Here is a 24,210-nt window from a genome sequence, read left to right on the forward strand (position 1 = left end):
GATGGGCGCTGGTGAAAGTAGGCCCGATCTGGATACCCGCGAACACATCGAGTTGTTCGTGGACCGCTTTTACCAGCGCATGCTGGCCGACGAACAGTTGGCACCAATCTTTATCGATGTCGCTGAAATCGATCTCTCCGTACACCTGCCACATATCAAGAATTACTGGTGCAAGCTGCTCCTGGGTGAGAAACGATACCAGAGGCACACCATGGATATTCACCGACAGCTACACGGCAAACGTGCTCTCCAGGGTGAGGATTTTCAGCGTTGGCTGGCACTCTTCGTAGCGACAGTGGATGCCTATTATGCTGGAGATCGCGCCGAGCGAGCAAAGCAGGTGGCGGCAACCATTGCCGCCAATATGGAAAAGAGCCTGCAACCCTGAAGGTATGTGGCTAACCCGGTAGACCTAGAAGGAATACCGGATATCCATTCCGTAGGTCAATGGATCTTCGATCGAAGTACGATAGGCACCGAGGTTGGCGGCTGCAAAACCGCCCGGGTTATCGGCAATTTCGTTGTCCTGCAGGTTTTTACCCCATATCGCCACTTCAAAATTTTCAGCTTCGTTGGTCCAGGCGATTCGTGCGCTCAGAAGTTCGCGATCCTGGAAGTACCATTCGCCGGTGGTCCAGATGGTGCCGTTGTAGTCGCTGGGGTCTTCAGATTCTTCAAAAACATAGTCGACATGCACCAGTAGGTAACCGTACCCAGCAGGCAACTCAGGTGTCCAGTCAAGCCGGAGGGTGTAATCTGTATTGGTGCTATTACTCTCTTTTCTGCCGCCTACCGGCTCGCCACCGTCGTTGAAATAGGGATCGGGAGTGACATCCTGATTCCGTACAGTTGTCATGCCGGTGAGTAGCAGCGTATCCAGAGCACGCCATTGCAACATAATCTCTATGCCATCAGTGTCGACGTCCCGAGAAACAATAGTTGGCTGTGCAGTTGGGTCCTGAAGATTACATTCATCCTGCGTCGAACCGGGTGTGCAATCCTTGGTGTCGGTGGAATACTGCTGTCCGTCGAGTTGTTGATAGAACAGGGAGGTTTCCACACGCAGTCGATCGTCGAAAAAGTCGCCTTTCAGCCCGAGCTCAGTGCTGGTCATTTCCTCGGGGTCAAAGGGGCCGGTCACATAGGCTGAAAATACCTGGCCGTCATAGCCACCGGATTTATAGCCGGTGGCATAGGATGCGTAGACCATCGCCGTGTCCATAAACGACCAGTCCAGTACCAGTCGCCCGGTCATCTTACTCCAGTCATTGGAATCCTCGAACTTGTTAAAGTAGTCTGCGGGGCTGGCGCCAGTTTCAGCCGGGTTGAACGCGACACGGAAAGGTGCGTAAGGCCAGCCCAGATCGTTGGGGTAGGTTTGCCAGGAGTATGTCTTGTTGTCATAGCTGTAGCGCAGCCCGCCGGACACCCTGATAGTGTCTGTCAGGTTGTAGGTGACATCCGCAAAGATGCCCGCATTCTGGAAACTTCCCGTGTTGTCCATGGTTTCAGTGAAGTATTGGCCTGCAAAGCTTGGCGGTAGCACCGCCACAGGCATACCAAACTCCTCGGTTCCGACAAGCTCGGAGAGGGTCAACCAGAACGAATCGGGGGCGTCCGGGAATGTGGCCCAGAGGCTGCTGTCGTTGTTGGCATTGGGGTCGCCCAGCGCTTGCAGCACAGGGGGACTGAGGAACTGCATATAGGAATCAGTGTATACACCGATGTCGGTGCGCTGCCTGACATCTTCTGTGCTGTAGTTGGCCCCGGCAATGACATTGAATTTGTCGTTGACGAAGTTGAATCGTATCTCGCTGTACCAGATATTGGAATTTTCTATATTATTGGTATCAACGTAGCGGCGGATGTCCGCTGTACCGTCCTCGTCCTGCAGGTTTGTCGTATCCCACTCTCTGTAGCTGAGGATGCCGAATACTGAAAGCTCGTCATTAAAGCTGTGATCTGCTTGCAGTGACGTACCCCACATATGACGATTCTCTTCGCGGTTGAATACATCGTTCGCGGCCTTGTTGTTGTAGGGATCAGTGCTATAACCGTATTTGCTCACCCCGATGGAATACTGGGGGTCTTCATTGCGGTTTTCATAATCGCCGGCTAACTGAATGGAGGTGTCCGGTGATAGATCATAGAGGATGGACATTCTCAGTGCGTAAAAACCCTCGTTGCGAAGGTCATCTCCAATCCCTTCATTCTTGATGATGCCATCGCGCTGGTGAGAAAATACATTGGCGCGCACAGCGATGTCATCGGTGACAGGCTGGTTCACCATGCCTTCTACGTCAAACCTGCCGTAGTTGCCCACACGACTCCTGATGAAGCCTTCAAATTCATGTGCCGGTTTATTCGGTACGATATTGATAACACCGGCTGTAGCGTTCCGGCCGAACAAGGTACCCTGCGGGCCCTTTAGCACTTCGGTGCGGGCGATATCAGTAAAGGGGATGGATGTTGCGGCCCTCGGCATATAGGAATTGTCATAGAAGGTGGCAACAGAGGGGTCGCCGCCGGTACTGATGTTCGGACTCTTGATACCGCGAATCGATATTCCCACCTGAGTCGCACCGCCGGCATCGATTTCAACACCGGGCATAAAATCGGAAATATCCTGAATGTTGTCCGCGCCGGTATTGAGCATGTCCTGTGCTGAGAACGAGTTTACGGTAATAGGTACACTCATCGTGTCCTCTTCACGCTTTTGGGCGGTTACGAGGACCTCTTCCAATTGCAGCTGGTACCCTTTCTGCCTGGTTTCCTGGGCCAAGCCGTTAGAGGACGCGACGCCGGCAGCACAAGCGAGCACTAGCAGCCGGACAGCAGGAGGTTTGCCAGAGAGTTTCTTAGGTGGGAGCATTCATTTCATCCTGTTGAATTTGAATATGGATTATTATTCGAACTGATAGTGGCAGCGATTATAAATGAAATGCAACTAAATTAATATATGGTAGTCATAACTATAATCATGTGGTTTACTTGCATCCCCAAAATCGCCGTATGACCCTTTATTGCTAGATGGAGGCAAGAAAAACGATGAGGATACGATTGGGTTTCATCGGTTGTATGTTGCCGATTATGTTCTTGTTTCCCGCTACCGTTCACGCCGAAGCCGCTGCACAGGCAAAGTACCAGCCCTGTGCTGCCTGTCATGGTGAGCAGGCGGAGGGCAATGTTGCGCTGAAAGCTCCGGCACTGGCGGGGCAGGATGCGGCTTATCTGGCGCGTCAGCTGCGACACTTTAAGGCGGATATTCGCGGCGCTGACCAGAGGGATGTGCAGGGTGCACAAATGAAAGCCATGGCCGCCACCCTGTCAGAGGATGATGTGGTGCTACTTGCAGACTATCTGGCGGCACTTCCCCCAGCGGTGCCGGCTGCTGTGACAACAGGTGATCTAAAGAATGGGAATAACTACTATCACGCCTCCTGTGGCGCCTGTCACGGCGGAGAGGCGCAGGGGAATCCCGGTTTGAATGCACCGGCGTTGGTGATTCTGGATGCCGGCTACCTGAAGTCGCAAATGCAGAATTTTCAGCAGGGTATACGTGGAACGCACGCGGATGACAAGTATGGCAAGCAGATGAAGATGATGTCCAACAGTTTGCCTTCCGACAAGGACCTGGATGATGTAATTGCTTATATCCAGAGTCTGGCTGTTTCACCGTAGCGAGCCGTGATAGTGCGCGTGGCATTGTTGGCCGCCTCAATCCCGTTGTGGTGGATTGGGATGGCGAAAGCAGAAACCGGCAGTTTCCAGCTTCGCAATACCTGTCCGCCGAGTTTTGAGGAGAGCGCGACGGGAACCTGCCAGCTTCGTACCATGTACGATTTTTACGATTCTGTGCAGGGGGCCGGGTTGGGAGGGACGCAGACATCCCTGCCGGCTCATCGCGATGGCTTTACCCCGCAGCAAATTGACCTCGGCCGTTACCTCTTTTTCGACCCGGTACTGTCCGGTGATGGCACAGTGTCCTGTGCGAGTTGCCATGACCCCGATCAGGGTTTTTCGGACGGTCTGCCGCGCAGCCGGGGTATCGGTGATCAGGAGGTCTCGCGCGCGGCACCCTCGCTGTGGAATACGGCATTTCTGAACAAGTTTTTCTGGGATGCGCACGCCACCACACTCGAAGAACAGATGGTAGGACCCTTGTTTGCGCCCAATGAGATGGGCAACTCTCCAGATAATCTGCTGGCGACGCTGAATACTATTCCCGCATACCAGGCCCTGTTTCACCAGGCCTATCCACAGCGGCAGGATGAACGCATTCAACTTGAGGAGGTCTACGATGCGCTGGCAGCGTTTCAGACAACACTGATATCACTGAATAGCCGCTATGATCGATATGCGCACGGCTATCATGCTGCACTCACGGCGCCGGAGGTTGAGGGCCTGAATATCTTTCGCTCGTTCGTGGCTCGCTGCGCCGAGTGTCATACGCCGCCGCTGTTCACTAATCAGCAGGTGGCGGTCATCGGTGCGCCGGAGCCAGAGGGCTGGCCCATCGATATCGGAGCGCAACTGACCTATGATGCGCCTGAACTGAAGGCGGGTTTCAAGGTGCCGACACTGCGCAATATCGTACAGACCGCGCCCTATATGCACTCGGGCCGGTTCCATAATTTGCGCGAAGTGGCTGAGTTTTATAACGGCGGTCGCGGCCACGCAGTCCCTGAAGGGGTGGATTTACAGTTGCACTGGCATATTTCATCACCCGATTTGACCGACTACGAGCTGGATCGTCTGGTCGACTTTTTGGGTGCGCTGACGGATGAGAGCCTGAAACCTGAGGTGCCGAAGCAACTGCCCTCGGGACTGGCACCAGTCCATGGCGAGACGCAGACGAGTAATATATCAACACAGAAATCATCGGGAGATGCTACATGAGCACAGGAAAAATTCTGGCTGTGGTTCTGATTCTGGCCGCATTCGCGGGCGGAATGTTTATCGGTAGGGGCACTCAGGAGCAGCGACCTCCGGCCATCGTAGAATCCGCCAGTAGTGGAGCCACCTATGGCGCCGGATTCAACGCTGAGAATAATGAGTTTACGCTCAGCGGCAATAGCAAAGCGGTTGCCGGCCCACCGATGACTGATGTGGTTGTGGTTGTCAACGAGGGCGAGTCCATTCAACAGGCAGTGCAGGCTGCGGAGCCCGGCACGACGATTCAAGTCATGCCCGGAACCTACAAGGAAACGGTGTATATCGATAAAGACGGTATCCGCTTGATCGGCGTCATCCTGGGAGGAAAACGCCCGGTTCTGGATGGCGAGGGAGAGCTGAACGATGCGATTCTTTACTCGGGCAATAACATCGTCGTCGAAAACTTCAAGATCACCCGTTACAAGGGCAATGGCATTATGAGCCAGGCTGGGAACAACTGGGAGATTCGCAACAATTACATCGTCGATACCGGTGTCTACGGTATCTTTCCGCAGTTGGGCCAGAATGGTGTGGTAGAGCATAACGTGGTATCGGGAATCGAGGATGCCGCTATCTATGTGGGGATGAGCGACAACGTGCACGTCGCGTACAACGATGTCTACGACAGCGTTGCCGGTATTGAGATCGAGAACAGCCGCCATGCCATCGTCGAGGCCAACCGGGTGTACAACAACACAGGCGGTATTCTCGCCTTCATCACGCCCGGCCTGCCCATCAAAACCACTTACGATGTAATCATTCGCAACAACTTTGTTTTGTCCAATAACCATGTCAATTTCGGCGCACCGGGCTCGACGGTGGCCGGTATACCTGCGGGTACCGGCATATTGATTATGGCTGCGGACGATGTCGTGGTGGAAGGCAATATCATCAAAGACAACAAGAATGCAGGTATTCTGGTAACCGATCACAGCCACGCGGCCAATGTCACGATTGACCCCGAATCGGAGCCCAACTCAGATCGCGTCAAAATCCTGAACAACACAATGATCAACAACGGGTACGACCCGGTGACAGAGATCAAGGCGTTAATGTTGACACAATTGAAATCAGGCCAGCCCGATATTGTCAGTGTCGGCCCTTCGGCGGATAGCTGTATCGTAAACCGGCAGCAATACATCACCGTGGGATTGGGGGATTATGGGGATTGCGATTTCACTAATACCGCCAGTATCGGTAATTACCTGCTGCCGCCGGTGCCTGCCCGTGAAATCAAGGCAGAGGACAGGGGCAAGATTGCCTATCTGGGTATCTGTGCCGGTTGTCACACCTACACCGGTAGGATGATCGGTCCGCCGGTGCAGATCATACAGGCCCTGTATATGGATAATCCGCAGGGCATCGCAGACTACATCACCAACCCGATCAAAAAACGCGACGACTATCCCGAGATGCCGCCACAGGATTATCTGGACGAGGAGACGCGTCTGGCGGTGGGTGAGTACATGCTTCAAGTTAAAAAGTAATCCGAGCCATTCCCACCCTATAGCCGCCCCGTTCAGGGGCGGCAACACCGATGCCGCGCAGATAGCTCTGCGGGTAACCAGCTTTAGAACGTCTCGATTTCCCCCCACCGGCTGTGGTTGGCCGACCGGGATTTTTAATTCACGCAGTGAATAGTAAAAATCGCCACTATTAATTTCAATTATATAGATCGTATCACTACACTAGCGCCAATCTGATCTGAGAGGCGCCGTGCGGCCTGCGACGTCCTTTCGGGTATTGGAAATAACCGCAACAGAAATCCAGAGGAACTACCATGTCCACATTTCAAGACGAAATTGCTGAATTGGCCCAGCTGCGAGAAAAAAGCGGCAGTGCCTGGGATCATATCAATCCTGAATCCGCTGCGCGTATGCGATTGCAAAACCGCTTTCGCACTGGTCTGGATATCGCCAAATACACGGCGGCGATCATGCGTCAGGATATGGCAGAGTACGATGCGGACAGCAGCCAGTACACGCAGTCCCTCGGTTGCTGGCACGGCTTTATTGGCCAGCAGAAACTGATCGCCATCAAAAAACACTTCAACGATACCAGCAAGCGCTACCTGTACCTGTCCGGCTGGATGATCGCAGCACTGCGCTCCGAGTTTGGCCCGCTGCCTGATCAATCCATGCATGAGAAGACAACTGTCCCCGGCCTGATCGAGGAGCTGTACACCTTCCTGCGCCAGGCTGATGCGCGCGAGTTGGGTGGCTTGTTCCGTGAACTGGATGCAGCGCGCGAGTCTGGCGATGCGGCCAAAGAGAAAGCGGTTCAGGACCAGATTGATAACTTCCAGACACACGTTGTACCGATTATTGCTGACATTGATGCGGGCTTCGGCAACGCGGAAGCCACCTATCTGTTGGCCAAGCAGATGATCGAAGCGGGCGCGTGTGCGATCCAGATCGAGAACCAGGTGTCTGACGAAAAGCAGTGTGGTCACCAGGACGGTAAAGTAACCGTTCCTCACGAAGACTTCCTCGCCAAGATCCGCGCAGTGCGTTACGCATTCCTTGAACTGGGTGTGGATGATGGTGTCATCGTTGCCCGTACTGACTCTCTCGGTGCTGGCCTGACCAAGCAGATTGCGGTAACCCACACTCCGGGTGACCTGGGCGACCAGTACAACAGCTTCCTCGATATGGAAGAGCTGGACGTGTCCGAGATGAGCCACGGCGACGTGATTATCAAGTACCACGACCAACTGATGCGTCCCAAGCGCCTGCCGTCCAACCTGTACCAGTTCCGCAAGGGTACCGGTGAAGACCGCTGTGTGCTGGACTCCATCACGTCCCTGCAGCACGGCGCTGACCTGCTGTGGATCGAGACTGAGAAGCCTCATATTGGCCAGATCGCGGGCATGGTAAACCGCATTCGCGAGGTTATCCCCAATGCGAAGCTGGTGTACAACAACTCGCCGTCCTTCAACTGGACACTGAACTTCCGTCAGCAGGTGTTTGATGCGTGGAGTGAAGCCGGCAAGGACGTTTCTGCCTATGATCGCGACGCACTGATGAGCGTGGACTATGACGAAAGCGAATTGGCTGCAGAAGCTGATGATCGTATCCGTACCTTCCAGGCAGATTCCTCACGTGAAGCGGGTATCTTCCACCACCTGATCACGCTGCCCACGTACCACACTGCGGCGTTGTCCACTGATAACCTTGCCAAGGAATACTTTGGCGAGCAGGGCATGCTGGGTTATGTGAAGGGTGTGCAGCGTAAGGAAATCCGGCAGGGAATCGCCTGCGTCAAGCACCAGAACATGGCAGGCTCCGATCTCGGCGATGATCACAAGGAATACTTCGCTGGTGAAGCTGCTCTGAAAGCCGGTGGTAAAGACAACACCATGAACCAGTTCGGCTAAGCTTTCCCGGCACAGCTGACTGAAGCGGGGCGGGGTTTTTACCCGCCCTTTTTTTTGCCTGTACCCTACAGGTGAAGATTTGCCTACAGTAATCCCGCAACAGAGGATGGCGGGGTCAGCGGGCGGTCCGAGCCCTGTGTTTACAGGTGTGTGGCGGCCGGCTACAACGCTGCCAATATTCAGGATTCTTGCCAGAATCGAATGTGATACCTTTTATCTGCACCGTGACATTAGTGCGAAGAAGGGGGGAAGAAAATCATGCGTTGGGATGATATCGATAAACAAGTCTGTTCTGTCGCCCGGGCACTTTCCGTCGTGGGTGAACGCTGGACGATGCTGATTCTTCGCGATGCCTTTCTGGGCACCCGTCGTTTCGATCAGTTTCAAAGCAACCTCGGAATAACCCGCCATCGCCTTGCAGAACGTCTCGGCAAGCTGGTAGAGCAGGGCGTGTTGGTCAAAGTGCCGTATCACGATCGCCCTGTGCGTTACGAGTACCGCCTGACGCGCAAGGGCCTGGGGCTCTACCCGGTGCTGATGAGTCTGTCTCGCTGGGGAGACGAGTGGATGGACAAGGGCGAGGGAGCACCGCTGGAATATGTGCATCAGGCCTGTGGTGAGAAAACCCGGCCTACACTCACCTGTAGCGTCTGCGGCGAACCGCTCCGCCCCGAGGGCGTCAGGCCGCAACTGGGCCCCGCCCTGTGCGACCCTGAGCACCCGGATGAAGCGACACCCCTGAAGGAAATCCCCGCGCTGCTGCGGGGAAATGCCTAGCTGCGTCTACCCGCTGGCGGCTATTTTGCGGCGGCCAGCGCCTGCTCTATATCGGCCAGAATATCGTCGATATGCTCTATGCCTATCGACAGACGCACCATATCTTCGCTCACGCCGGCCGACGCCAATTCTTCAGCATCGAGCTGGCGGTGCGTGGTGCTCGCCGGGTGACACGCCAGAGACTTGGCGTCGCCAATGTTTACCAGTCGCAATATCAATTGCAGTGCATCGATAAAACGCGTTCCAGCGTCGATTCCGCCTTCAATACCAAAGCTCAGAATACCTGCTGCCTTGCCATTACAATATTTCTTACAGTTTTCCCGGAAGGGGCTGTCATGTAATCCGGCATAGTTCACCCAGCTTACCTGCGGGTGCTTCTGCAGATACTTGGCTACTTTCTTTGCATTTTTACAATGCTGCTTCATGCGCAGACTCAGCGTTTCCAGACCCTGCATGATGAGGAAGGCACTGTGTGGTGACAGCGCGGCACCCGTATTGCGAAGCGGTACCACACGGCATCGACCAATATAGGCCGCCGGCCCCATCGCTTCGGTGTATACCACACCGTGGTAGGAAGGGTCCGGGGTATTCATGATCGGGAAGCGGTCCGCATGTGCGGCCCAATCGAACTTACCTGAATCGACAATCGCCCCGCCGATAGTCGTGCCGTGGCCACCGATATATTTGGTTAGCGAATGCACGGCGATATCTGCACCGTAGTCGAATACGCGGCACAGAATCGGCGTCGCAACTGTGTTGTCGACAATTAGCGGCACGCCCGCAGCGTGGGCGATATCTGCCCAGCGTTGAATGTCCACAATGTTGCCGGCGGGATTGCCGATCGATTCGCAAAAAAGTGCTTTGGTATTTTCGTCAATCAGTGATGCGACCTTATCGAAATCATCCGCGCTGGCAAAACGTGTTTCAATGCCTTGCCTTGGAAAGGTGTGCGCGAACAGATTGTAGGTGCCGCCGTAGAGTTGCGTGGTGCTGACTATATTGCTGCCCACCTCGGCAATCGCCTCGATAGCGTAGCGAATCGCCGCCATTCCTGAACCCACTGCCAGTGCGCCCACGCCGCCTTCGAGTTCTGCCAATCGCTGCTCCAATACAGCGTTAGTGGGGTTCATGATGCGGCTATAAATATTCCCCGGGACTGCCAAATTAAACAGGTCGGCGCCGTGCTGGCTGTCGTTAAAGGTAAACGATGTCGTCTGGTAGATAGGTGTGGTGGCAGCATTGGTTGAGGGGTCACCCTCGAAGCCAGCGTGCAAGGCGATAGTTTCTGGTTTCATGATCTGGTCCCGTTGTTGGTATTGGATTGGGTTTGCAGCGCAGAGCTTAGCAAAGAGGAGAGGTGTGGCAAGTCCGCAATTTACCGAGGGCTGGGCTGAATATAGAGGCCTGAATCCAATACTACACCCTGCAGGCTAAACTGGCGTCAGGCATTTGACAATCCACAGCCAAGTCACTACAGTTTGCGGCCGAGTCAGGTGCCCGATGTGGCCGCTGTTTACAGTGAATTCATCAGGCTAAATGGGAAGTGTGGAACTGGATTTCAGCTACCACCGCTGCCCCCGCAACGGTAGTCAGTCGCGTGTCAACGTACTGAGAGCCCGATACCAGCCTGGCATAAGCGGCAAAGAAGCGGAGGGCTTCTGCAAAGGTTGTCCAGCCAAGTATGCTGCGTTCCTTTTCCTGATCTCTCCCGATACTGCCCCACTGTTATCAAGTTTGTCTTTAGCGTTGGGTGAGCCCCCGGGAGCGATACATACGTGACAGAGCCCGAAAAGGCCAAAACCCTGATGGTTCAGGGTACGACATCCGATGCGGGGAAGAGTATTCTCGTGGCAGGTTTGTGCCGGGTGCTGGCGCGCAGGAACTGCAGGGTTGTGCCCTTCAAACCGCAAAATATGGCGCTGAACAGTGCTGTCACTACCGACGGCGGTGAAATCGGCCGGGCCCAGGCGCTGCAGGCCATAGCCTGCAATCTGCCTCCGCATACCGATATGAACCCCGTACTGTTGAAGCCCTCCAGTGATACCGGCGCACAGGTTATTATTCATGGCAGGGCGGTGTCCGAACTGGATGCGCGTGCATTTCACGATTACAAACGCGTGGCCATGACTGCGGTGCTGGAGTCGCATGAAAGATTGTCCAGGCAGTATGAGTATATTGTCGTCGAGGGGGCGGGCAGTCCTGCGGAAATCAATCTGCGCGAGAATGATATCGCCAATATGGGCTTCGCCGAACGCGTTGATTGCCCTGTGATAATCGTTGCCGATATCGACCGCGGTGGTGTTTTCGCGCATCTGGTTGGTACGCTTGCGTTGTTGTCCGAATCGGAACAGGCTCGTGTGGTCGGCTTTGTGATCAACAAGTTTCGAGGCGATGTCAGTCTGTTACAGCCGGGCCTGGACTGGCTCGAGAACCATACCAATAAACCTGTGTTGGGGGTGCTGCCGTATTTGCACGGCCTGTATCTGGACGCCGAAGACGCCGTGACAACCGCACAGGTCTGCGCTGAGAGTGAACAGGTGTTGCGCGTGATCGTGCCGGTATTTTCACGCATCAGCAATCATACAGATTACGATGCCCTGCGACTGCATCCGCAGGTTGACCTGCAGTTCATCGGGCCCGATCAGGAACCGCCGGCAGCGGATCTGATCATTCTTCCCGGTAGCAAGAATGTGCGAAAAGATATGCAGTGGCTGCTGGATAATCACTGGCCGGAAGCAATTTCACGGCATCTGCGCTACGGTGGCAAGATTATTGGTATCTGCGGTGGCTTCCAGATGTTGGGACAGGACATCGATGATCCTCACGGCATCGAAGGGCCCGCTGGCGCCTCCCGGGGATTGGGTTTGCTGGCGATGTCTACGGTGCTACAGCAGCAAAAGCAGTTGCAGCAGGTTAGCGGCAAGCTCGCCCTGAATGCGGCAGAAGTGACCGGCTATGAAATTCACTGTGGTCAGTCCAGCGGTACGGCGCTCGAGCGCTGTGCCGCGACACTCTCTGACGGCACGCGTGATGGTGCGATTTCCGAAGACGGGCAAGTTCTCGGTACCTACCTGCACGGTCTGTTCGACCACCCGCCGGCACGGGATGAACTGCTGCGCTGGGCTGGCCTGGAGCCCGTGTCCGCGCCCGGACTGTCCGATATTCGCGAGCAGCAACTGGAGCGATTGGCCGATATGCTGGAGAGTGAGTTGGATTGTGCGGCATTGTTTCCGGCGGTGGACCAGTGGTAGCCGGACTCGCCGAGGCTGTGACTTTGATGCCGGGTGTACGCCTGTCAAATAACGCGGAGTGTGTGCATGTACATTTTTCACGGCCGTTTCACGCGTTGAGTTCTGCCGTGCTGAACGGCGGATTCTGTCAGGCCGACGATTTCGTGAACGTGCGTGTTGCCCGCCACAGTCCCGCTGAAACCGAGGATCCGGCGGATACGCTGGCGTGTCTCAGCGAGCAGTTACAGTGCTCGGGAACCACGGTGGGTATGATGACGGCGGCGTCGTTGGATTCTCTGCGTGTGGTCAGCGACACTATAGATGGCGAGACTCTCGCGGTGCTGGTGACGACCGGTATGGAAAATGCACGCAGTGCCGGTGATCACGCCGAGTACCGGTCGCTGGGTGATGTGCCGGCCAGGCGCGGAACTATCAATATGGCTGTCATCACCAGCGCACAAATTTCGGCAGCGGCACTGGTCGAGATGGTGTCGATCGCCACTGAAGCAAAGGTGGCGGTGTTGCATGAACTGGCTGTTAAGAGTCCAGTATCCGGAAGGCTGGCAACCGGCACGGGAACCGATGCAATCGCCGTGTTCAGCGGCCACGGTCAGGCGCAGGTGCGCTTCGCCGGCAAGCATACGCTGTTGGGTGAGCGACTCGGTTGTATGGTGATGCAGGCCATTCGAAGTTCAGTGGACTATAAGAAGGGGGCGGCCGCTTGAGGTTCATGGCCCCCAATCGCCTGTTGCTGATACTGGGGTGTGCGCTGCTGCCTTTGATGCTGCTGGCATTGATGATGGGGCCGGTGTTTATCTCGCCCGGCAGCCTGCTGCGCGCGACGCTGGAATTGTTTGGCGCATCGGCGGCGGCAGGCAATAGTTCCCAGGATGGGCTAATACTGTTTTCGATACGCTTCCCCAGGGTAATACTGGCCGGGCTGGTGGGTGTCTGCCTTGCCGTTTGCGGCACTGCCATGCAGGGCCTCTTTCGCAATCCGTTGGCCGACCCCTCTCTTATCGGTGTGTCCAGCGGTGCTTCTGCAGGTGCCAGCCTGATGATTGTTATGGGCGGCGGCGCGCTGTTGCAGGGCGGGCAATTCGCCGGCCTCTCTGTGGTTGCACTGGGCGCGTTTGGCGGCGGTTTTCTGGCCGTGATTCTGGTGTATCGGCTGGCCACCTCGGCAACCGGCACCTCGGTAGCCACGATGTTATTGGCCGGTATCGCGATCAGTGCGCTCGCCGGTGCGCTCAACAGCCTGCTCTCCTTTGTCGCTGATGATGAAATGTTGCGGCGTATCAGTTTGTGGCAGATGGGCAGTCTGGATGCCGCCAACTGGCCCAGGGTGTGGATTGCTGCCGTTGCGGTTGCAGTGGTCATGCTATTGCTGCCGCGCGAGGGTGCAGCGCTGAACGCATTCCTGTTGGGTGAGTCCGAGGCCCGCCACCTCGGTATCGCTGTAGACGCGGTGAAGCGACGTTTGATCCTCATGACAGCCCTGGCCATTGGTATCTCTGTGGCAGTGGCCGGAACAATATCGTTTGTGGGGCTTATCGTGCCGCATATTATTCGCCTGTTGATAGGCCCGGATCACCGCTATCTGATACCGGCCTCGGCGCTGGCCGGTGCCATGTTGTTGATCGTGGCCGACGCCTTTGCGCGCGTTGTTGTAGCGCCCGCAGAACTGCCCGCTGGTATACTGACAGCGCTGCTGGGCACGCCGTTCTTCCTGTCCCTGTTGGCACAGAAACGGCGTGTGGAGGAGGGCTGAGCATGTCACTGTCTGCGCACAACCTGTCCCTGACCTTGTCCAATACACCGCTGCTGAACGCGATCGATCTCGATGTGCAGCCGGGAAAAATTTCCACTGTACTGGGCCCCAATGGTGCGGGTAAAACCAGTCTGCTGCGTGTGCTGGTCGGCGAGTTGGCTCCGGATACCGGCAGCGTTACGCTCAATGGTCGCCCGCTGCAGGATTGCTCTGCCCTGCAGCGGGCGCAAACACTGGCCGTCCTGCCGCAGCACTCGCTGTTAAATTTTCCGTTCACTGCCGCAGAGGTGGTGATGCTGGGTCGGACACCTCACGCCACCGGCATCGCCCACGACAGGGAGATCGTGGCACAGGCGCTGCAGGCCGTAGACGGGGATTATCTCGCCGAGCGCATTTACACCCAACTGTCCGGCGGTGAGAAGCAACGGGTGCATCTGGCGCGGGTGCTCGCACAGATATGGGAGCCATCCCCCGAAGGTGAGCGCTATCTGGTACTGGATGAACCGACCTCGTCATTTGATCTGGCGCACCAGCATCTCACGCTGGAAGTGGTGCGCAATCTCGCCGAAAAAGGCGTCGGTGTGCTGATGGTGATTCACGACCTCAATCTGGCAGCACGCTGCTCGGATCAGATGTTCCTGATGCAGTGCGGCAGTATGGTGGTTTCGGGGACGCCGCAGGCGGTACTGCAGCGCGAGACTATTTCCCGTGTGTTTCAGGTGGATGCGAGTATTGGTGTACATCCGCGCAGTGGTACACCACTGGTGATTACGTGAGGACGAGCTGGCGATGACGCAGTTTTGTGAATTGATCCTCGGTGGCGCGCGATCCGGCAAAAGCAAACTGGCCGAGCAGCGCGCCGTGGCGAGTGGACTAGAATTGATGTATGTGGCGACAGCGACCGCCGGCGACGGCGAGATGCGTGAACGTATCGCACACCACCAGCAACGTCGCGGCGAGCAGTGGGCGTTGACAGAAGAGCCCATTGCGTTGGCCGATACGTTGGCGCGGCTTCACAGCAGCACGCGCTGCATCCTCGTCGATTGCCTGACGCTGTGGGTTAGCAACTGTCTGCACCAGCAGTGCTGGGAGCGCGAGAAGGCGCGATTACTTGAGGTACTGCCTGTGCTCACTGGCCATATTGTGCTGGTCAGCAATGAAACGGGTCTCGGCGTCGTTCCGATGGGTGAACTGTCACGTGAGTTCGTCGATGAATCGGGTTTTTTGCACCAGCAACTGGCGCAACTGTGCCAGCAGGTAACCCTGACTGTGGCGGGTCTGCCTCTGGCGTTAAAATCGCCAGTGGAGGTGTAACGTGGATTGGTGGGTGACACCCGTTGCGCAACCCAGCGCGCAGGCGATGGAGGCCGCAGATGGGCGGCAGCAGCAATTGACCAAACCCCCCGGCTCACTCGGTGAACTGGAGCGGATCGCGGTGCAGTTCGCCGGTTGGCAAGATTGCAGCGCGCCGCGTGTCGACAATGTACAAATCCGGATCTTTGCCGGCGATCACGGTGTTGTCGCCGAGGGCGTGTCAGCGTTTCCCCAGGCTGTTACCGTCCAGATGATTCAGAACTTTGCCGCCGGTGGTGCTGCCATCGCTGTACTGGCGCGGCACTGCGATGCCGAGTTTGCGGTGGTCAATATGGGGACTGCAATAGCGGCGCCTGCGATACCCGGTGTGGTCAATGTACAACTGGCATCGGGTACTGACAATTTCTGTACTGCAGCGGCGATGAGTGATGCGGTGGTGCGTGCAGCGCTTGCCTGCGGTGCCGAACATGCACCCGCAAAGGGCGACATCTTTATCGGTGGTGAGATGGGTATCGGCAACACCACCGCCGCTGCGGCACTTACCAGTGCGCTGCTCGCTCTTCCCGTCGATGCCACCGTGGGTAGAGGTACAGGTATTGATGATAGAGGGCTGGTGCTGAAGCGCGATGCCGTGCAGCGTGCGCTCGATCGCCATCGGCGCGCCGACGATAATGCCCTGAATACCCTGCGCTGTCTGGGCGGTCTCGAAATCGCGGCGTTAACTGGCGCGTATATCGCCTGTGCCCAGCGCGGTATTCCGGTGTTGGTGGATGGTTACATCTGCACCGCAGCAGCGTTGCTGGCCTGTCGCTTGAATCCTGGTGTGCGTGCGTGGATGCTGTTTGCGCACCAGTCGACCGAGCCGGGTCACCGACATCTGCTGCAAGCATTGGATGCTACACCACTGCTGGATATTGGTATGCGTCTCGGTGAGGGCAGTGGCGCGGCCGTTGTGGTGCCGCTGTTGCAATCCGCCTGCCGCCTGCATAACGAGATGGCGACTTTTGCCGAGGCCGGTGTCAGCAGCGGGGAGGCAAGCTAGTGTCTTCGCCGGACATCGTCACCACCGTTGATCTTCTGCGACACGGTGCCTGTGAAGGGGGCGAGATCTACCGCGGCACCACCGACGTCGTACTCAGCCCTGAAGGGTGGCGACAGATGGAGCAGGCGACTGCGCAGGCACCTCGCTGGCAGTGTGTCGTGACCTCGCCGCTAATCCGGTGCCGCGCATTTGCTGAACACTGCGCAGCGCGTTTGGAGGTTCCGCTGAAGGAGGTCGCCGGCTTGCGGGAAATGGATTTCGGCGAGTGGGAGGGCCGCCTGCTGAAGGATGTCTGGCGCAGCGATAAGGCTACTGTCAGCGCCTTTTATAAGGATCCTGAAACAACGGCTCCGCCCGGTGGAGAACCAATACTTGAGGCCCAACAGCGTATAGTCGAAGCGTGGTACAACGTGATGCAGGAATACGCCGGGCAGCACTTGCTGCTGGTCTGCCACGGCGGTGTCATCCGCTTGCTGTTAAGCCATCTGCTGGATATGCCGCTGGCGGCGATAGCGCGGCTGCATATTCCCTATGCCTCGGTTTCACGTATCCAGGTCCATCAGCACGAGGGTCAGGATTTTCCGGTCCTGATGTCACTCAATGCCGCAGGGGAGTTGCAGTGATCGATACATTGATGAGGCAAGCGCGCGCATTTTTCCTGGCGTTACAGTTCCTGACGACATTGCCCACACCCAGACAGGGGTTTACTGACGCTTCGTTACAGGGCCTGTCACTGCTGTGGTATCCGTTTGTCGGGCTTGTCATCGGGGCATTGTTGTTACTTGCCGCCACAGTCCTGCCGCTGCCGTTCTATCTCCAGGCAGTTGTCCTCGTGGCGCTTTGGGTGGTACTGACCGGCGCACTGCATCTGGACGGGGTGGCTGATTGCGCCGACGCCTGGGTCGGTGGTCTCGGCGACCGGGAAAGAACCCTGCATCTGCTGAAGGATCCGCTGTGCGGCAGTATGGGCGTCACGGCCCTGATACTGCTTATTTCGCTAAAAGTAGCAGCATTGGCTGCGGTGATCAGTCACGGACAACTGTACTGGCTGTGGACGGTGCCAGTGCTGGCGCGACTCTCGCTGCTGCTGCTGTTTCTGACCACACCCTATGTCCGCGCACAAGGGCTGGGGGAGGTTCTGGCGCAGCACTTTTCGCGCGCCTGGGCCAAGCGGCTGCTGGTGGCCGTGACCGCCGTGTTGCTGTTGCTGTCTCCGCTGGATATCTGGAGCGCTTTCGTGATGATTACGGCAGCGATTTTTTTTATGATCCGTGCGGCTGCTGTCCGCCGCCTCGGGGGCTTTACCGGCGATGTTGCAGGCGCCCAGATAGAATGGGTGGAGGTCGGCTTGTTGCTCGTACTGGCTTCTCGCAGCGTGGCCTGAGGTGGTGACCAGTCTCAGTCTGTTGGTCGCTCTGGCGATGGATCGCCTGCTGGGTGAAGTCCCGCGGTATCATCCACTGGTGGGTTTTGGTCGCCTCGCCAACGCCGTGGAGACCCGTGCCAGGGCATCAATACAGGCAGGCGGGGATGCATTGGCTGAAGATTCTCACTCCACCGCGCGTGAACTGCGGGTGCAGGGCATGCTCGCATGGGTGTTGCTGGTGATCCTGCCGGGTTGTCTGTTGTGGGTCGTACTGGCGATGGCCGGCGGTGTTGCAGCGATACTGCTGAGCATTGTGGTGTTGTATTTCTGCATCGGCTGGCGCAGCCTGATCGAGCATGCCAACGCGGTGGCGGGGCCGTTGGTCAGCGGCGATCTGGCGGGTGCGCGGCAACAACTGAGTCGCATTGTCAGCCGCGACACGGCTGATCTCGACGCGGATGCAGTGGCGAAAGCGACGGTGGAATCCGTACTGGAAAATGGCAGCGATGCAGTACTGGCGCCGATTTTCTGGTTCGCGGTAGCGGGTGCACCCGGTGTGTTGTGCTATCGCCTCAGTAATACCCTCGATGCGATGTGGGGCTACCGCAACGCGCGGTTTCTGCATTTTGGTTGGGCTGCGGCGCGTATGGATGACCTGCTCAACTGGATTCCGGCGAGAGCCTGTGCGTTAAGTTATGCGCTCGCCGGTGACCGCCATGGCGCACTGCGCTGTTGGCGCACACAGGCGGCCCTGTGTGACAGCCCCAATGCCGGTCCGGTGATGTCCTCCGGTGCCGGTGCATTGGGCATAAAGCTCGGCGGAGCTGCGCGCTATGAGAATGTGGAACACTGGCGGCCGTTACTGGGGGAGGGCAGGCCGGTAGAGCCTGCGGATATCGGTCGTGCGCTGGTGTTGTTGCGCCGCGCTGTCGCTGTTTGGCTGCTCGTCATCGTATTGTCCGGGTTGCTGCTGTGAAGCTGGAACACGGAGGCAATATCAGCGCCGCGGCACAGCGTTTCGGCATTCCCGAGGAGCGCTGGATCGACCTGTCCACAGGCATCAGTCCCTGGTGTTGGCCGGTACCGGATGTGCCGCAGCATGTCTGGCAGACGCTGCCGTACCCGGATAATCAACTCGAATCACTGGCCGCGCAATACTATGGCTGTGATCCCGCGGCGATTCTCGCTGTACCGGGGTCACAGTATGCGCTGCAGTATACGCCGGGGTTCCTGCGCAGGGGTTCAGTGGCACTGCCGCAGCGGGGGTATGCTGAACACCGCGCTGCCTGGCAGCGCGCCGGCCACCGCGTTGTAGAGTATCGCGATGCCGCCGCACTGGTGGAACTGGTCTCCGCCGGCAGTGTGGATCACGCACTGGTGATTAATCCGAACAACCCGACTGCCGAGTTGATCCCTGCGCAACAGTTACAGGCGTTGCACCACTGTCTTGCTGGCAGCGGCGGCTGGTTGGTGGTGGATGAAGCATTTGGCGATGTTTCCCGCTGTGAAAGCCTGGCGTCACTGTGCCCCGCACCCGGTCTGATTGTGTATCGTTCGCTGGGCAAGTTCTTCGGATTGGCGGGCGTGCGGCTGGGTTTTTTGCTCGCCCCGCACAGCCTGTCTGCCCGGCTGGACGAAACGATGCCACCGTGGAGTGTGTCCCATCCCGCGCGCTGGATAGGCACGGCGGCGCTGGCTGATAAAGCCTGGCAGGAACAGCAGCAACACCGGCTGCAGCGCGGTGCACAGCAGTGGCAGCAGGTGCTGCAGGCGTCCGTGCCGGGTTTGCGGTTCAAGTCCACAGATCTGTTTGTCAGCGGTTCAGGTGAAACCGCTTACTGCGAAGCATTGTTTCAGGCAGTGGGGCGACGCGGCGTATTATTGCGACTGTTCGAGCCCATTGCGGGGTATAGTGTGTTGCGGTTCGGCCTGCCATTGCCGGAAATTTTTGCCGAGGTTGCGCAATTGATACGAGAAGCTGTGGAGGAATGTGAATGCGAACTGTCGTGATCGCTATGCTGTGGATTGGCCTGGCATCCGGCGTGCTGGCGCAAGTCGAGGTAGAGGATTCGCTGGGGCGTACACTGCTGATGGACAAGCCGGCAGTGCGAGTGGTCAGCCTGGCACCTCATATGACGGAAGTGGCGTTCGCTGCGGGTGCGGGAGATGTGCTTATCGGCGCTGTTTCATACAGTGATTACCCGGAGGCCGCAAAGGACATTCCACGGGTGGGCTCCTATGACAATGTCAGTTACGAAACGCTGGTCGCGCTCCGTCCAGACCTGGTACTGGCCTGGCGTAGCGGCAATGGCGATGAGGTGATAAGTCGTCTGGAATCACTGGGCTTGACGGTCTATATCGATGAATCGAAAACGCTGGAGGATGTCGCGCGCTCAGTGCGCGCTGTCGGCGGGTTGACTGGCAACGACGAGATTGCAGACGCGGAGGCACAGGCATTCCTGCAGAAGCTTTCCCAGTTGCGTGACACCTACAGTACCAAAGCAGAGGTCGGCGTCTATTATCAAATTTGGGACGAGCCCCTGTTAACGCTAAATGGCGATCACCTTATTTCAGATGTCGTACGTCTGTGCGGTGGCCGCAATGTATTCACCGACTCCCCGGCACTGGTATCCAGGATCAGCGTAGAGTCCGTGATCAGGGCGGACCCCCAGGTCATTATCGCCAGCGGTATGGACAAGGCGCGGCCGGAGTGGCTGGATGAGTGGAGAGAGTGGACATCGATGACAGCGGTGCAAAACGATCAACTGTACTTTGTGCCGCCTGATTTGTTGCAGCGGCATACGCCGAGGATTATCGAGGGTGCTACGTTGATGTGTGAGAAACTGCAGCTTGCCCGCGAGCACTATGCGTTGCAGGATAAATGACCATGCTCCCAACCATCGAACGCGCATATCAGAGATAACAGCATGCAAGGTTTTTACGAGACACTGTTCGGTCGACGCGATGTGCGCGGTGAGTTCACGCACAAACCCATACCGGAAGACCTGCTGGCGCGGTTGATTATTGCAGCACATCACGCGCCCTCGGTCGGGCTCTCGCAACCGTGGAACTTTATTGTGATTCAGCGTGCGCAGGTGAAAGCGGCGATTCACGAGGCGTTCTGCGAGGCGAATGATGAAGCCACCGCAATGTTCGATCGCGAGCGGCAGGACAAGTATCGACAACTAAAGCTGCAGGGCATTCTGGATGCGCCGGTCAACCTGTGCATCACCTGCGATCGCCAGCGCGGCGGCGATGTCGTGTTGGGCCGCACGCACCAGCCGCAGATGGACCTCTACAGCACAGTGTGCGCAGTGCAGAACCTGTGGCTGGCGGCGCGGGCTGAGGATATCGGCGTCGGTTGGGTGTCGATCATATCGCCGGAAAAACTGGCCGCGATTCTGGGCCTGCCCGATCATGTGGTGCCAATAGCCTACCTTTGCCTGGGGTATGTAGAATATTTCCGCAACCGCCCGGAACTGGAGGAGAAGGGTTGGGAGAAGCGTCGTCCCGCTGATGAGCTGGTATTTACCGATCAGTGGGGAGAGCGCGGCGAGGGGCATTCCATCTATACTGGACTGGCATCACAACAACACTGGCCAGCGCAGTTTATCAACGCGAAAAAGCCTGAAGATTAGCGGTCGCAACGACTGCTGCCCGGCCGATAAAAGGGGAGCAAAGCGCAATCGCTGTCGGCTTGATTGTGGGGGGACAGCAGCATCAGTCCCCGTGGCCCGAACCTCGCGAATGCGCAGGCTTGATTGCCTCCTGCAACGCCTGCACAAACGTCGGTTTTGGGTGTGCTGCGTCAGTAATCCACGCCCTTGCGCGCCTTGATGCCGGCTTTGTAGGCGTGTTTGACGTCCTTGACTTCCGACACCGTATCCATGATCTCCTGCAGCGCCGAGCCGCCGCCGCGACCGGTGACGACAACGCTTTGGTTCTCCGGGCGTGAGGCGAGTGCATCCAGCACCATAGCTTCGTCCAGGTATTTGTAGCCGATCATGTAGGTCAGTTCGTCCAGCACAACAAGGTCATAGCTTGCATCGGCGAGCATGGGGGCGGCGACCGCCCATGTTTCCTCCGCGGCGGCAATATCACCTGACTTGTCCTGGGTATTCCAGGTGAACCCCGTGCCCATCTGGTAGAAACTCACCTGCGGACAGTGCTCCCGGATATAGATTTCCTCGCCGGACAGTTGCTTACCTTTGATGAACTGTACAACACCAACTTTCTGGCCATACCCCAGTGCCCGCATGACCATCCCGAAGGCCGAACTGGATTTTCCTTTGCCATTGCCCGTCAGCAGAAGGGCGATGCCACGCTCGGTATCAGCGGCAGCGATAGCAGAATCCACTTTCTCCTTTTGCTTCTGCATCGCCGCTTTGTGCTTGGCTTCGTCGCGATCCTTATCCTGGCTTGTCATCGGTTGTCTCCGTTGTTACATCAGGTTAAAACGTAAGGCGTACACCCGCGTAACCCGCAGCGCCCGGTACATTATAGTTAGGTATGTCATTGTAGTTTTCATCGGTGATGTTTTCTACGCGACCATAAACCTGTAGATAGTCGAGCACTTGGTAGCTCGCGCTGAAATCCAGTACTTCATAGTCATCCAGGCTACCGTTGGACTCATCGGGAATGTCACGCACAATGCGATAATTCAGGTTGAACTGCAAGCGCCCGTCCCACGGGGTGAACAGTACCCCAAGGTTCCCCATATTCTTGGGTGTTCTGCGGCGTTGGTCGCCGTCAAAATCCTGTGTATCGGTATGGGTATAGTTGCCTGTCAGCCTCACCATATCATTGATAGCGATCTCGCTTGTGACTTCCACACCTTTGGAGGATGTTTCGCCGTCACCTTGGAGGTAACCGTAGTAATTGACTAAATCGAAATAGATTTCGTTGTCTATCTTCTGATCGAAGTAGACGACATCCAAATACCAGCCCGAAGTCGCGAAGTAACCGACACCGATATCGAATCCTTTACTTTCCTCTGCTTCCAGTTCAGGCAACGGCTCCAGTTGCTCGTAAGGTGGTTCGGACGAATACGGTGGATTGTTGATGTTGTAGGCGATCTCATTCAGGCTCGGCGCGCGGAAGCCGGTACCGTAAGTGCCCTTGAACTTGAACTCACCAGCACCAGCTGTGACCAGATATACTGCACCGGCGCGGTAGGTGGTTTTCGTGCCAAAATCCTCGTTGTCGGTATAACGCGCACCAGCGGTGAGATACACGCTGTCGTAGAACCCACCCTGATACTCGAGAAAGTAACCTTCTTCGTCACGACTTTCATCACCGTTTCCGGCATGCATTGAATCCCTTTGGAACTCGGCCCCGTATACAAGACTCAGCATTTCTGACTGCTTCCAACTACCTAGATAGTCGATTTCCTGAAAGTCGCTTTTGTAGCTGTAGTCGTTCACGCCTTCGGTGTAGAACTTGCGATCAGCCTGATTGGCATTGTAGGAAAGGGTGTTTGAGAACGCTTCCCCACTGTGGATAAGCGCGAGTCGACCAAAGTCCTGCTCGTATTCACTCCGACAGTTATCGGAGCGCTCAAAGGTCACCGGGAGTGAGCAGTTGTCGTAGTCGCTCTTACCATCCACGGTACGGCCCACCAGTTCAGCACGAAGGGTATCGTTGATGTTCCAGCCCGCTCGACCGTGGAATGTGGTGTTTTTGTAGCCATCGTCATCCTGGAGAACGGTGTCGGTAGTTAGCGTGTTGTAACCATCTGTTTCCAGGTGCTCGACCATTGCTGCTCCATCGAGTACCTCGGTACCGCCGGAGACATGTCCGCTGTACTGCTGGGTTCCATAGCGCCCGCCTTCGACTTCAGCTCCACCCGAAAAGCCTGCCTGCGGTTTGGCTGTGTACATTGTGATAACCCCACCAGCATCCGCGCCATAAGTCAGGCCTTCGGGGCCGCGAAGAATCTCAATGCGGTCGATGCCTCCGGTTAGGAGGTTGCCAAAATTGGGTCCTGCCTGAGGTGAAGAGTTATCAGTGATATCAATGCCATCGATATAGACTTTGGTGCGATAGCCGTCTTCGCCGCGTATGCGAACACTGGTAGACGTGCCTGGTCCGCCACTGCTAGTGACCGATATGGCTGGCTCGTAGCGCAGGGTATTCGCCACTGTGCTGAAGCCTCGCAGTTGAATTTCTTCTTGCGTGACAATCGAGACAGAGGTGGCCACCTCTCGCAGCGGCATTTCGATGCGGGAGGATGTAACGACGAGTTCTTCGAGTTTGTTGTTCGCCTGTGCACTCACGGTGGAAATGCCACCGAGTGCCACGAGTGCGGCAGTAGATAATTTATACATATGTTTCCCCAATAGCCTTTCAGATTGATGGCGATTGAGAGAGGGGATCTGGGAACGCAATGCCTGGGCACTG

General features: G+C 56.8%; 22 protein-coding genes and 1 riboswitch. Of the genes, 18 read left to right on the forward strand and 4 right to left on the reverse strand.

The genetic code is table 11. The features are described 5' to 3' along the window. Position 1 precedes the first annotated feature (1 nt). Positions 2-388: a group III truncated hemoglobin gene (locus AC0L6S_RS02570; protein ID WP_473426857.1), complete on the forward strand. Its 387-nt coding sequence runs from the start codon at positions 2-4 to the stop codon at positions 386-388. A 24-nt stretch (positions 389-412) separates the two neighbouring features. Here the strand turns inward: AC0L6S_RS02570 and AC0L6S_RS02575 are convergent, their stop codons facing one another. Continuing rightward, positions 413-2,698 carry a TonB-dependent receptor gene (locus AC0L6S_RS02575; protein ID WP_473426858.1) on the reverse strand — a complete coding sequence of 762 codons (2,286 nt, stop codon included), beginning with the start codon at positions 2,696-2,698 and terminating at the stop codon, positions 413-415. Between the two features lie 350 nt (positions 2,699-3,048). Here AC0L6S_RS02575 and AC0L6S_RS02580 point away from each other — a divergent pair, with 350 nt between their 5' ends. The 5 genes from AC0L6S_RS02580 (at position 3,049) to AC0L6S_RS02600 (ending at position 9,088) form a co-directional block, all read left to right on the forward strand. Continuing rightward, positions 3,049-3,681: a c-type cytochrome gene (locus AC0L6S_RS02580; protein WP_473426859.1), complete on the forward strand. Its 633-nt coding sequence runs from the start codon at positions 3,049-3,051 to the stop codon at positions 3,679-3,681. A gap of 60 nt (positions 3,682-3,741) precedes the next feature. Continuing rightward, positions 3,742-4,899: a cytochrome-c peroxidase gene (locus tag AC0L6S_RS02585; RefSeq protein WP_473426860.1), complete on the forward strand. Its 1,158-nt coding sequence runs from the start codon at positions 3,742-3,744 to the stop codon at positions 4,897-4,899. Then, positions 4,896-6,422 (forward strand): parallel beta-helix domain-containing protein, encoded by a 1,527-nt coding sequence (locus tag AC0L6S_RS02590; protein WP_473426861.1) that lies wholly within the window; start codon positions 4,896-4,898, stop codon positions 6,420-6,422. Before AC0L6S_RS02585 ends, AC0L6S_RS02590 begins: the two co-directional genes overlap by 4 nt. Positions 6,423-6,715: 293 nt before the next feature. Then, positions 6,716-8,311: an isocitrate lyase gene (locus AC0L6S_RS02595; RefSeq protein WP_473426862.1), complete on the forward strand. Its 1,596-nt coding sequence runs from the start codon at positions 6,716-6,718 to the stop codon at positions 8,309-8,311. Between the two features lie 258 nt (positions 8,312-8,569). Further along, on the forward strand, positions 8,570-9,088 hold the full coding sequence (locus AC0L6S_RS02600; RefSeq protein ID WP_473426863.1) for a winged helix-turn-helix transcriptional regulator: 519 nt from the start codon (positions 8,570-8,572) through the stop codon (positions 9,086-9,088). A gap of 20 nt (positions 9,089-9,108) precedes the next feature. Here the strand turns inward: AC0L6S_RS02600 and AC0L6S_RS02605 are convergent, their stop codons facing one another. Further along, complete coding sequence (locus tag AC0L6S_RS02605) at positions 9,109-10,383, reverse strand: O-acetylhomoserine aminocarboxypropyltransferase/cysteine synthase family protein (protein ID WP_473426864.1); 1,275 nt, start codon at positions 10,381-10,383, stop codon at positions 9,109-9,111. 179 nt (positions 10,384-10,562) lie between these two features. Continuing rightward, positions 10,563-10,733, forward strand: a riboswitch (cobalamin riboswitch). A gap of 160 nt (positions 10,734-10,893) precedes the next feature. On the opposite strand from AC0L6S_RS02605, the gene AC0L6S_RS02610 reads away from it, so the two are divergent. Genes AC0L6S_RS02610 through bluB form a run of 12 tightly spaced genes read left to right on the forward strand, consistent with a single transcriptional unit; the run spans position 10,894 to position 21,449 of the window. After that, positions 10,894-12,339 (forward strand): cobyric acid synthase, encoded by a 1,446-nt coding sequence (locus tag AC0L6S_RS02610; RefSeq protein WP_473428536.1) that lies wholly within the window; start codon positions 10,894-10,896, stop codon positions 12,337-12,339. Next, positions 12,333-13,043 (forward strand): adenosylcobinamide amidohydrolase, encoded by a 711-nt coding sequence (locus AC0L6S_RS02615; RefSeq protein WP_473426865.1) that lies wholly within the window; start codon positions 12,333-12,335, stop codon positions 13,041-13,043. Before AC0L6S_RS02610 ends, AC0L6S_RS02615 begins: the two co-directional genes overlap by 7 nt. A gap of 5 nt (positions 13,044-13,048) precedes the next feature. Continuing rightward, positions 13,049-14,089, forward strand: coding sequence for a FecCD family ABC transporter permease (locus AC0L6S_RS02620; RefSeq protein ID WP_473428537.1), 1,041 nt, complete (start codon positions 13,049-13,051; stop codon positions 14,087-14,089). Positions 14,090-14,091: 2 nt separating this feature from the next. Continuing rightward, a complete protein-coding gene (locus tag AC0L6S_RS02625; protein WP_473426866.1) occupies positions 14,092-14,865 on the forward strand; it encodes a heme ABC transporter ATP-binding protein in 774 nt (257 codons plus the stop codon). A 13-nt stretch (positions 14,866-14,878) separates the two neighbouring features. Beyond that, positions 14,879-15,403: a bifunctional adenosylcobinamide kinase/adenosylcobinamide-phosphate guanylyltransferase gene (gene cobU, locus AC0L6S_RS02630; protein ID WP_473426867.1), complete on the forward strand. Its 525-nt coding sequence runs from the start codon at positions 14,879-14,881 to the stop codon at positions 15,401-15,403. Position 15,404: 1 nt separating this feature from the next. Then, the gene (gene cobT, locus AC0L6S_RS02635) at positions 15,405-16,445 is read left to right on the forward strand and encodes a nicotinate-nucleotide--dimethylbenzimidazole phosphoribosyltransferase (RefSeq protein WP_473426868.1); all 1,041 of its coding nucleotides are present in this window, start codon (positions 15,405-15,407) and stop codon (positions 16,443-16,445) included. Further along, the gene (locus AC0L6S_RS02640; RefSeq protein WP_473426869.1) at positions 16,445-17,068 is read left to right on the forward strand and encodes a histidine phosphatase family protein; all 624 of its coding nucleotides are present in this window, start codon (positions 16,445-16,447) and stop codon (positions 17,066-17,068) included. Before cobT ends, AC0L6S_RS02640 begins: the two co-directional genes overlap by 1 nt. Further along, positions 17,065-17,829 (forward strand): adenosylcobinamide-GDP ribazoletransferase, encoded by a 765-nt coding sequence (locus AC0L6S_RS02645; RefSeq protein WP_473426870.1) that lies wholly within the window; start codon positions 17,065-17,067, stop codon positions 17,827-17,829. Before AC0L6S_RS02640 ends, AC0L6S_RS02645 begins: the two co-directional genes overlap by 4 nt. A 4-nt stretch (positions 17,830-17,833) precedes the next feature. Beyond that, positions 17,834-18,787 (forward strand): adenosylcobinamide-phosphate synthase CbiB, encoded by a 954-nt coding sequence (gene cbiB, locus AC0L6S_RS02650; RefSeq protein ID WP_473426871.1) that lies wholly within the window; start codon positions 17,834-17,836, stop codon positions 18,785-18,787. Next, the gene (gene cobD / locus AC0L6S_RS02655; RefSeq protein ID WP_473426872.1) at positions 18,784-19,821 is read left to right on the forward strand and encodes a threonine-phosphate decarboxylase CobD; all 1,038 of its coding nucleotides are present in this window, start codon (positions 18,784-18,786) and stop codon (positions 19,819-19,821) included. Before cbiB ends, cobD begins: the two co-directional genes overlap by 4 nt. Next, complete coding sequence (locus tag AC0L6S_RS02660) at positions 19,806-20,696, forward strand: cobalamin-binding protein (protein WP_473426873.1); 891 nt, start codon at positions 19,806-19,808, stop codon at positions 20,694-20,696. The genes cobD and AC0L6S_RS02660 overlap by 16 nt, the downstream gene beginning before the upstream one ends. A 42-nt stretch (positions 20,697-20,738) precedes the next feature. Further along, positions 20,739-21,449, forward strand: a complete 711-nt coding sequence (gene bluB / locus AC0L6S_RS02665) for a 5,6-dimethylbenzimidazole synthase (protein ID WP_473426874.1) — start codon at positions 20,739-20,741, stop codon at positions 21,447-21,449. 170 nt (positions 21,450-21,619) lie between these two features. Here the strand turns inward: bluB and cobO are convergent, their stop codons facing one another. Beyond that, the gene (cobO, locus tag AC0L6S_RS02670) at positions 21,620-22,237 is read right to left on the reverse strand and encodes a cob(I)yrinic acid a,c-diamide adenosyltransferase (protein WP_473426875.1); all 618 of its coding nucleotides are present in this window, start codon (positions 22,235-22,237) and stop codon (positions 21,620-21,622) included. 25 nt (positions 22,238-22,262) lie between these two features. Continuing rightward, the gene (locus tag AC0L6S_RS02675; RefSeq protein WP_473426876.1) at positions 22,263-24,137 is read right to left on the reverse strand and encodes a TonB-dependent receptor plug domain-containing protein; all 1,875 of its coding nucleotides are present in this window, start codon (positions 24,135-24,137) and stop codon (positions 22,263-22,265) included. Between the last annotated feature and the right edge of the window lie 73 nt (positions 24,138-24,210).

The sequence above is a fragment of the Halioglobus sp. D3-4 genome (assembly GCF_055809315.1).

Coding starts and splice junctions, on each gene's coding strand:
- AC0L6S_RS02675 (WP_473426876.1), bottom strand. CDS start 24,137: ATGTATAAATTATCTACTGCCGCACTCGTGGCACTCGGTGGCATTTCC.
- AC0L6S_RS02660 (WP_473426873.1), top strand. CDS start 19,806: ATGCGAACTGTCGTGATCGCTATGCTGTGGATTGGCCTGGCATCCGGC.
- AC0L6S_RS02600 (WP_473426863.1), top strand. CDS start 8,570: ATGCGTTGGGATGATATCGATAAACAAGTCTGTTCTGTCGCCCGGGCA.
- AC0L6S_RS02575 (WP_473426858.1), bottom strand. CDS start 2,698: ATGAGTGTACCTATTACCGTAAACTCGTTCTCAGCACAGGACATGCTC.
- AC0L6S_RS02585 (WP_473426860.1), top strand. CDS start 3,742: ATGGCGAAAGCAGAAACCGGCAGTTTCCAGCTTCGCAATACCTGTCCG.
- AC0L6S_RS02580 (WP_473426859.1), top strand. CDS start 3,049: ATGAGGATACGATTGGGTTTCATCGGTTGTATGTTGCCGATTATGTTC.
- AC0L6S_RS02570 (WP_473426857.1), top strand. CDS start 2: ATGGGCGCTGGTGAAAGTAGGCCCGATCTGGATACCCGCGAACACATC.
- bluB (WP_473426874.1), top strand. CDS start 20,739: ATGCAAGGTTTTTACGAGACACTGTTCGGTCGACGCGATGTGCGCGGT.
- AC0L6S_RS02625 (WP_473426866.1), top strand. CDS start 14,092: ATGTCACTGTCTGCGCACAACCTGTCCCTGACCTTGTCCAATACACCG.
- cobU (WP_473426867.1), top strand. CDS start 14,879: ATGACGCAGTTTTGTGAATTGATCCTCGGTGGCGCGCGATCCGGCAAA.
- AC0L6S_RS02610 (WP_473428536.1), top strand. CDS start 10,894: ATGGTTCAGGGTACGACATCCGATGCGGGGAAGAGTATTCTCGTGGCA.
- AC0L6S_RS02605 (WP_473426864.1), bottom strand. CDS start 10,383: ATGAAACCAGAAACTATCGCCTTGCACGCTGGCTTCGAGGGTGACCCC.
- AC0L6S_RS02620 (WP_473428537.1), top strand. CDS start 13,049: ATGGCCCCCAATCGCCTGTTGCTGATACTGGGGTGTGCGCTGCTGCCT.
- AC0L6S_RS02595 (WP_473426862.1), top strand. CDS start 6,716: ATGTCCACATTTCAAGACGAAATTGCTGAATTGGCCCAGCTGCGAGAA.
- cobO (WP_473426875.1), bottom strand. CDS start 22,237: ATGACAAGCCAGGATAAGGATCGCGACGAAGCCAAGCACAAAGCGGCG.
- AC0L6S_RS02590 (WP_473426861.1), top strand. CDS start 4,896: ATGAGCACAGGAAAAATTCTGGCTGTGGTTCTGATTCTGGCCGCATTC.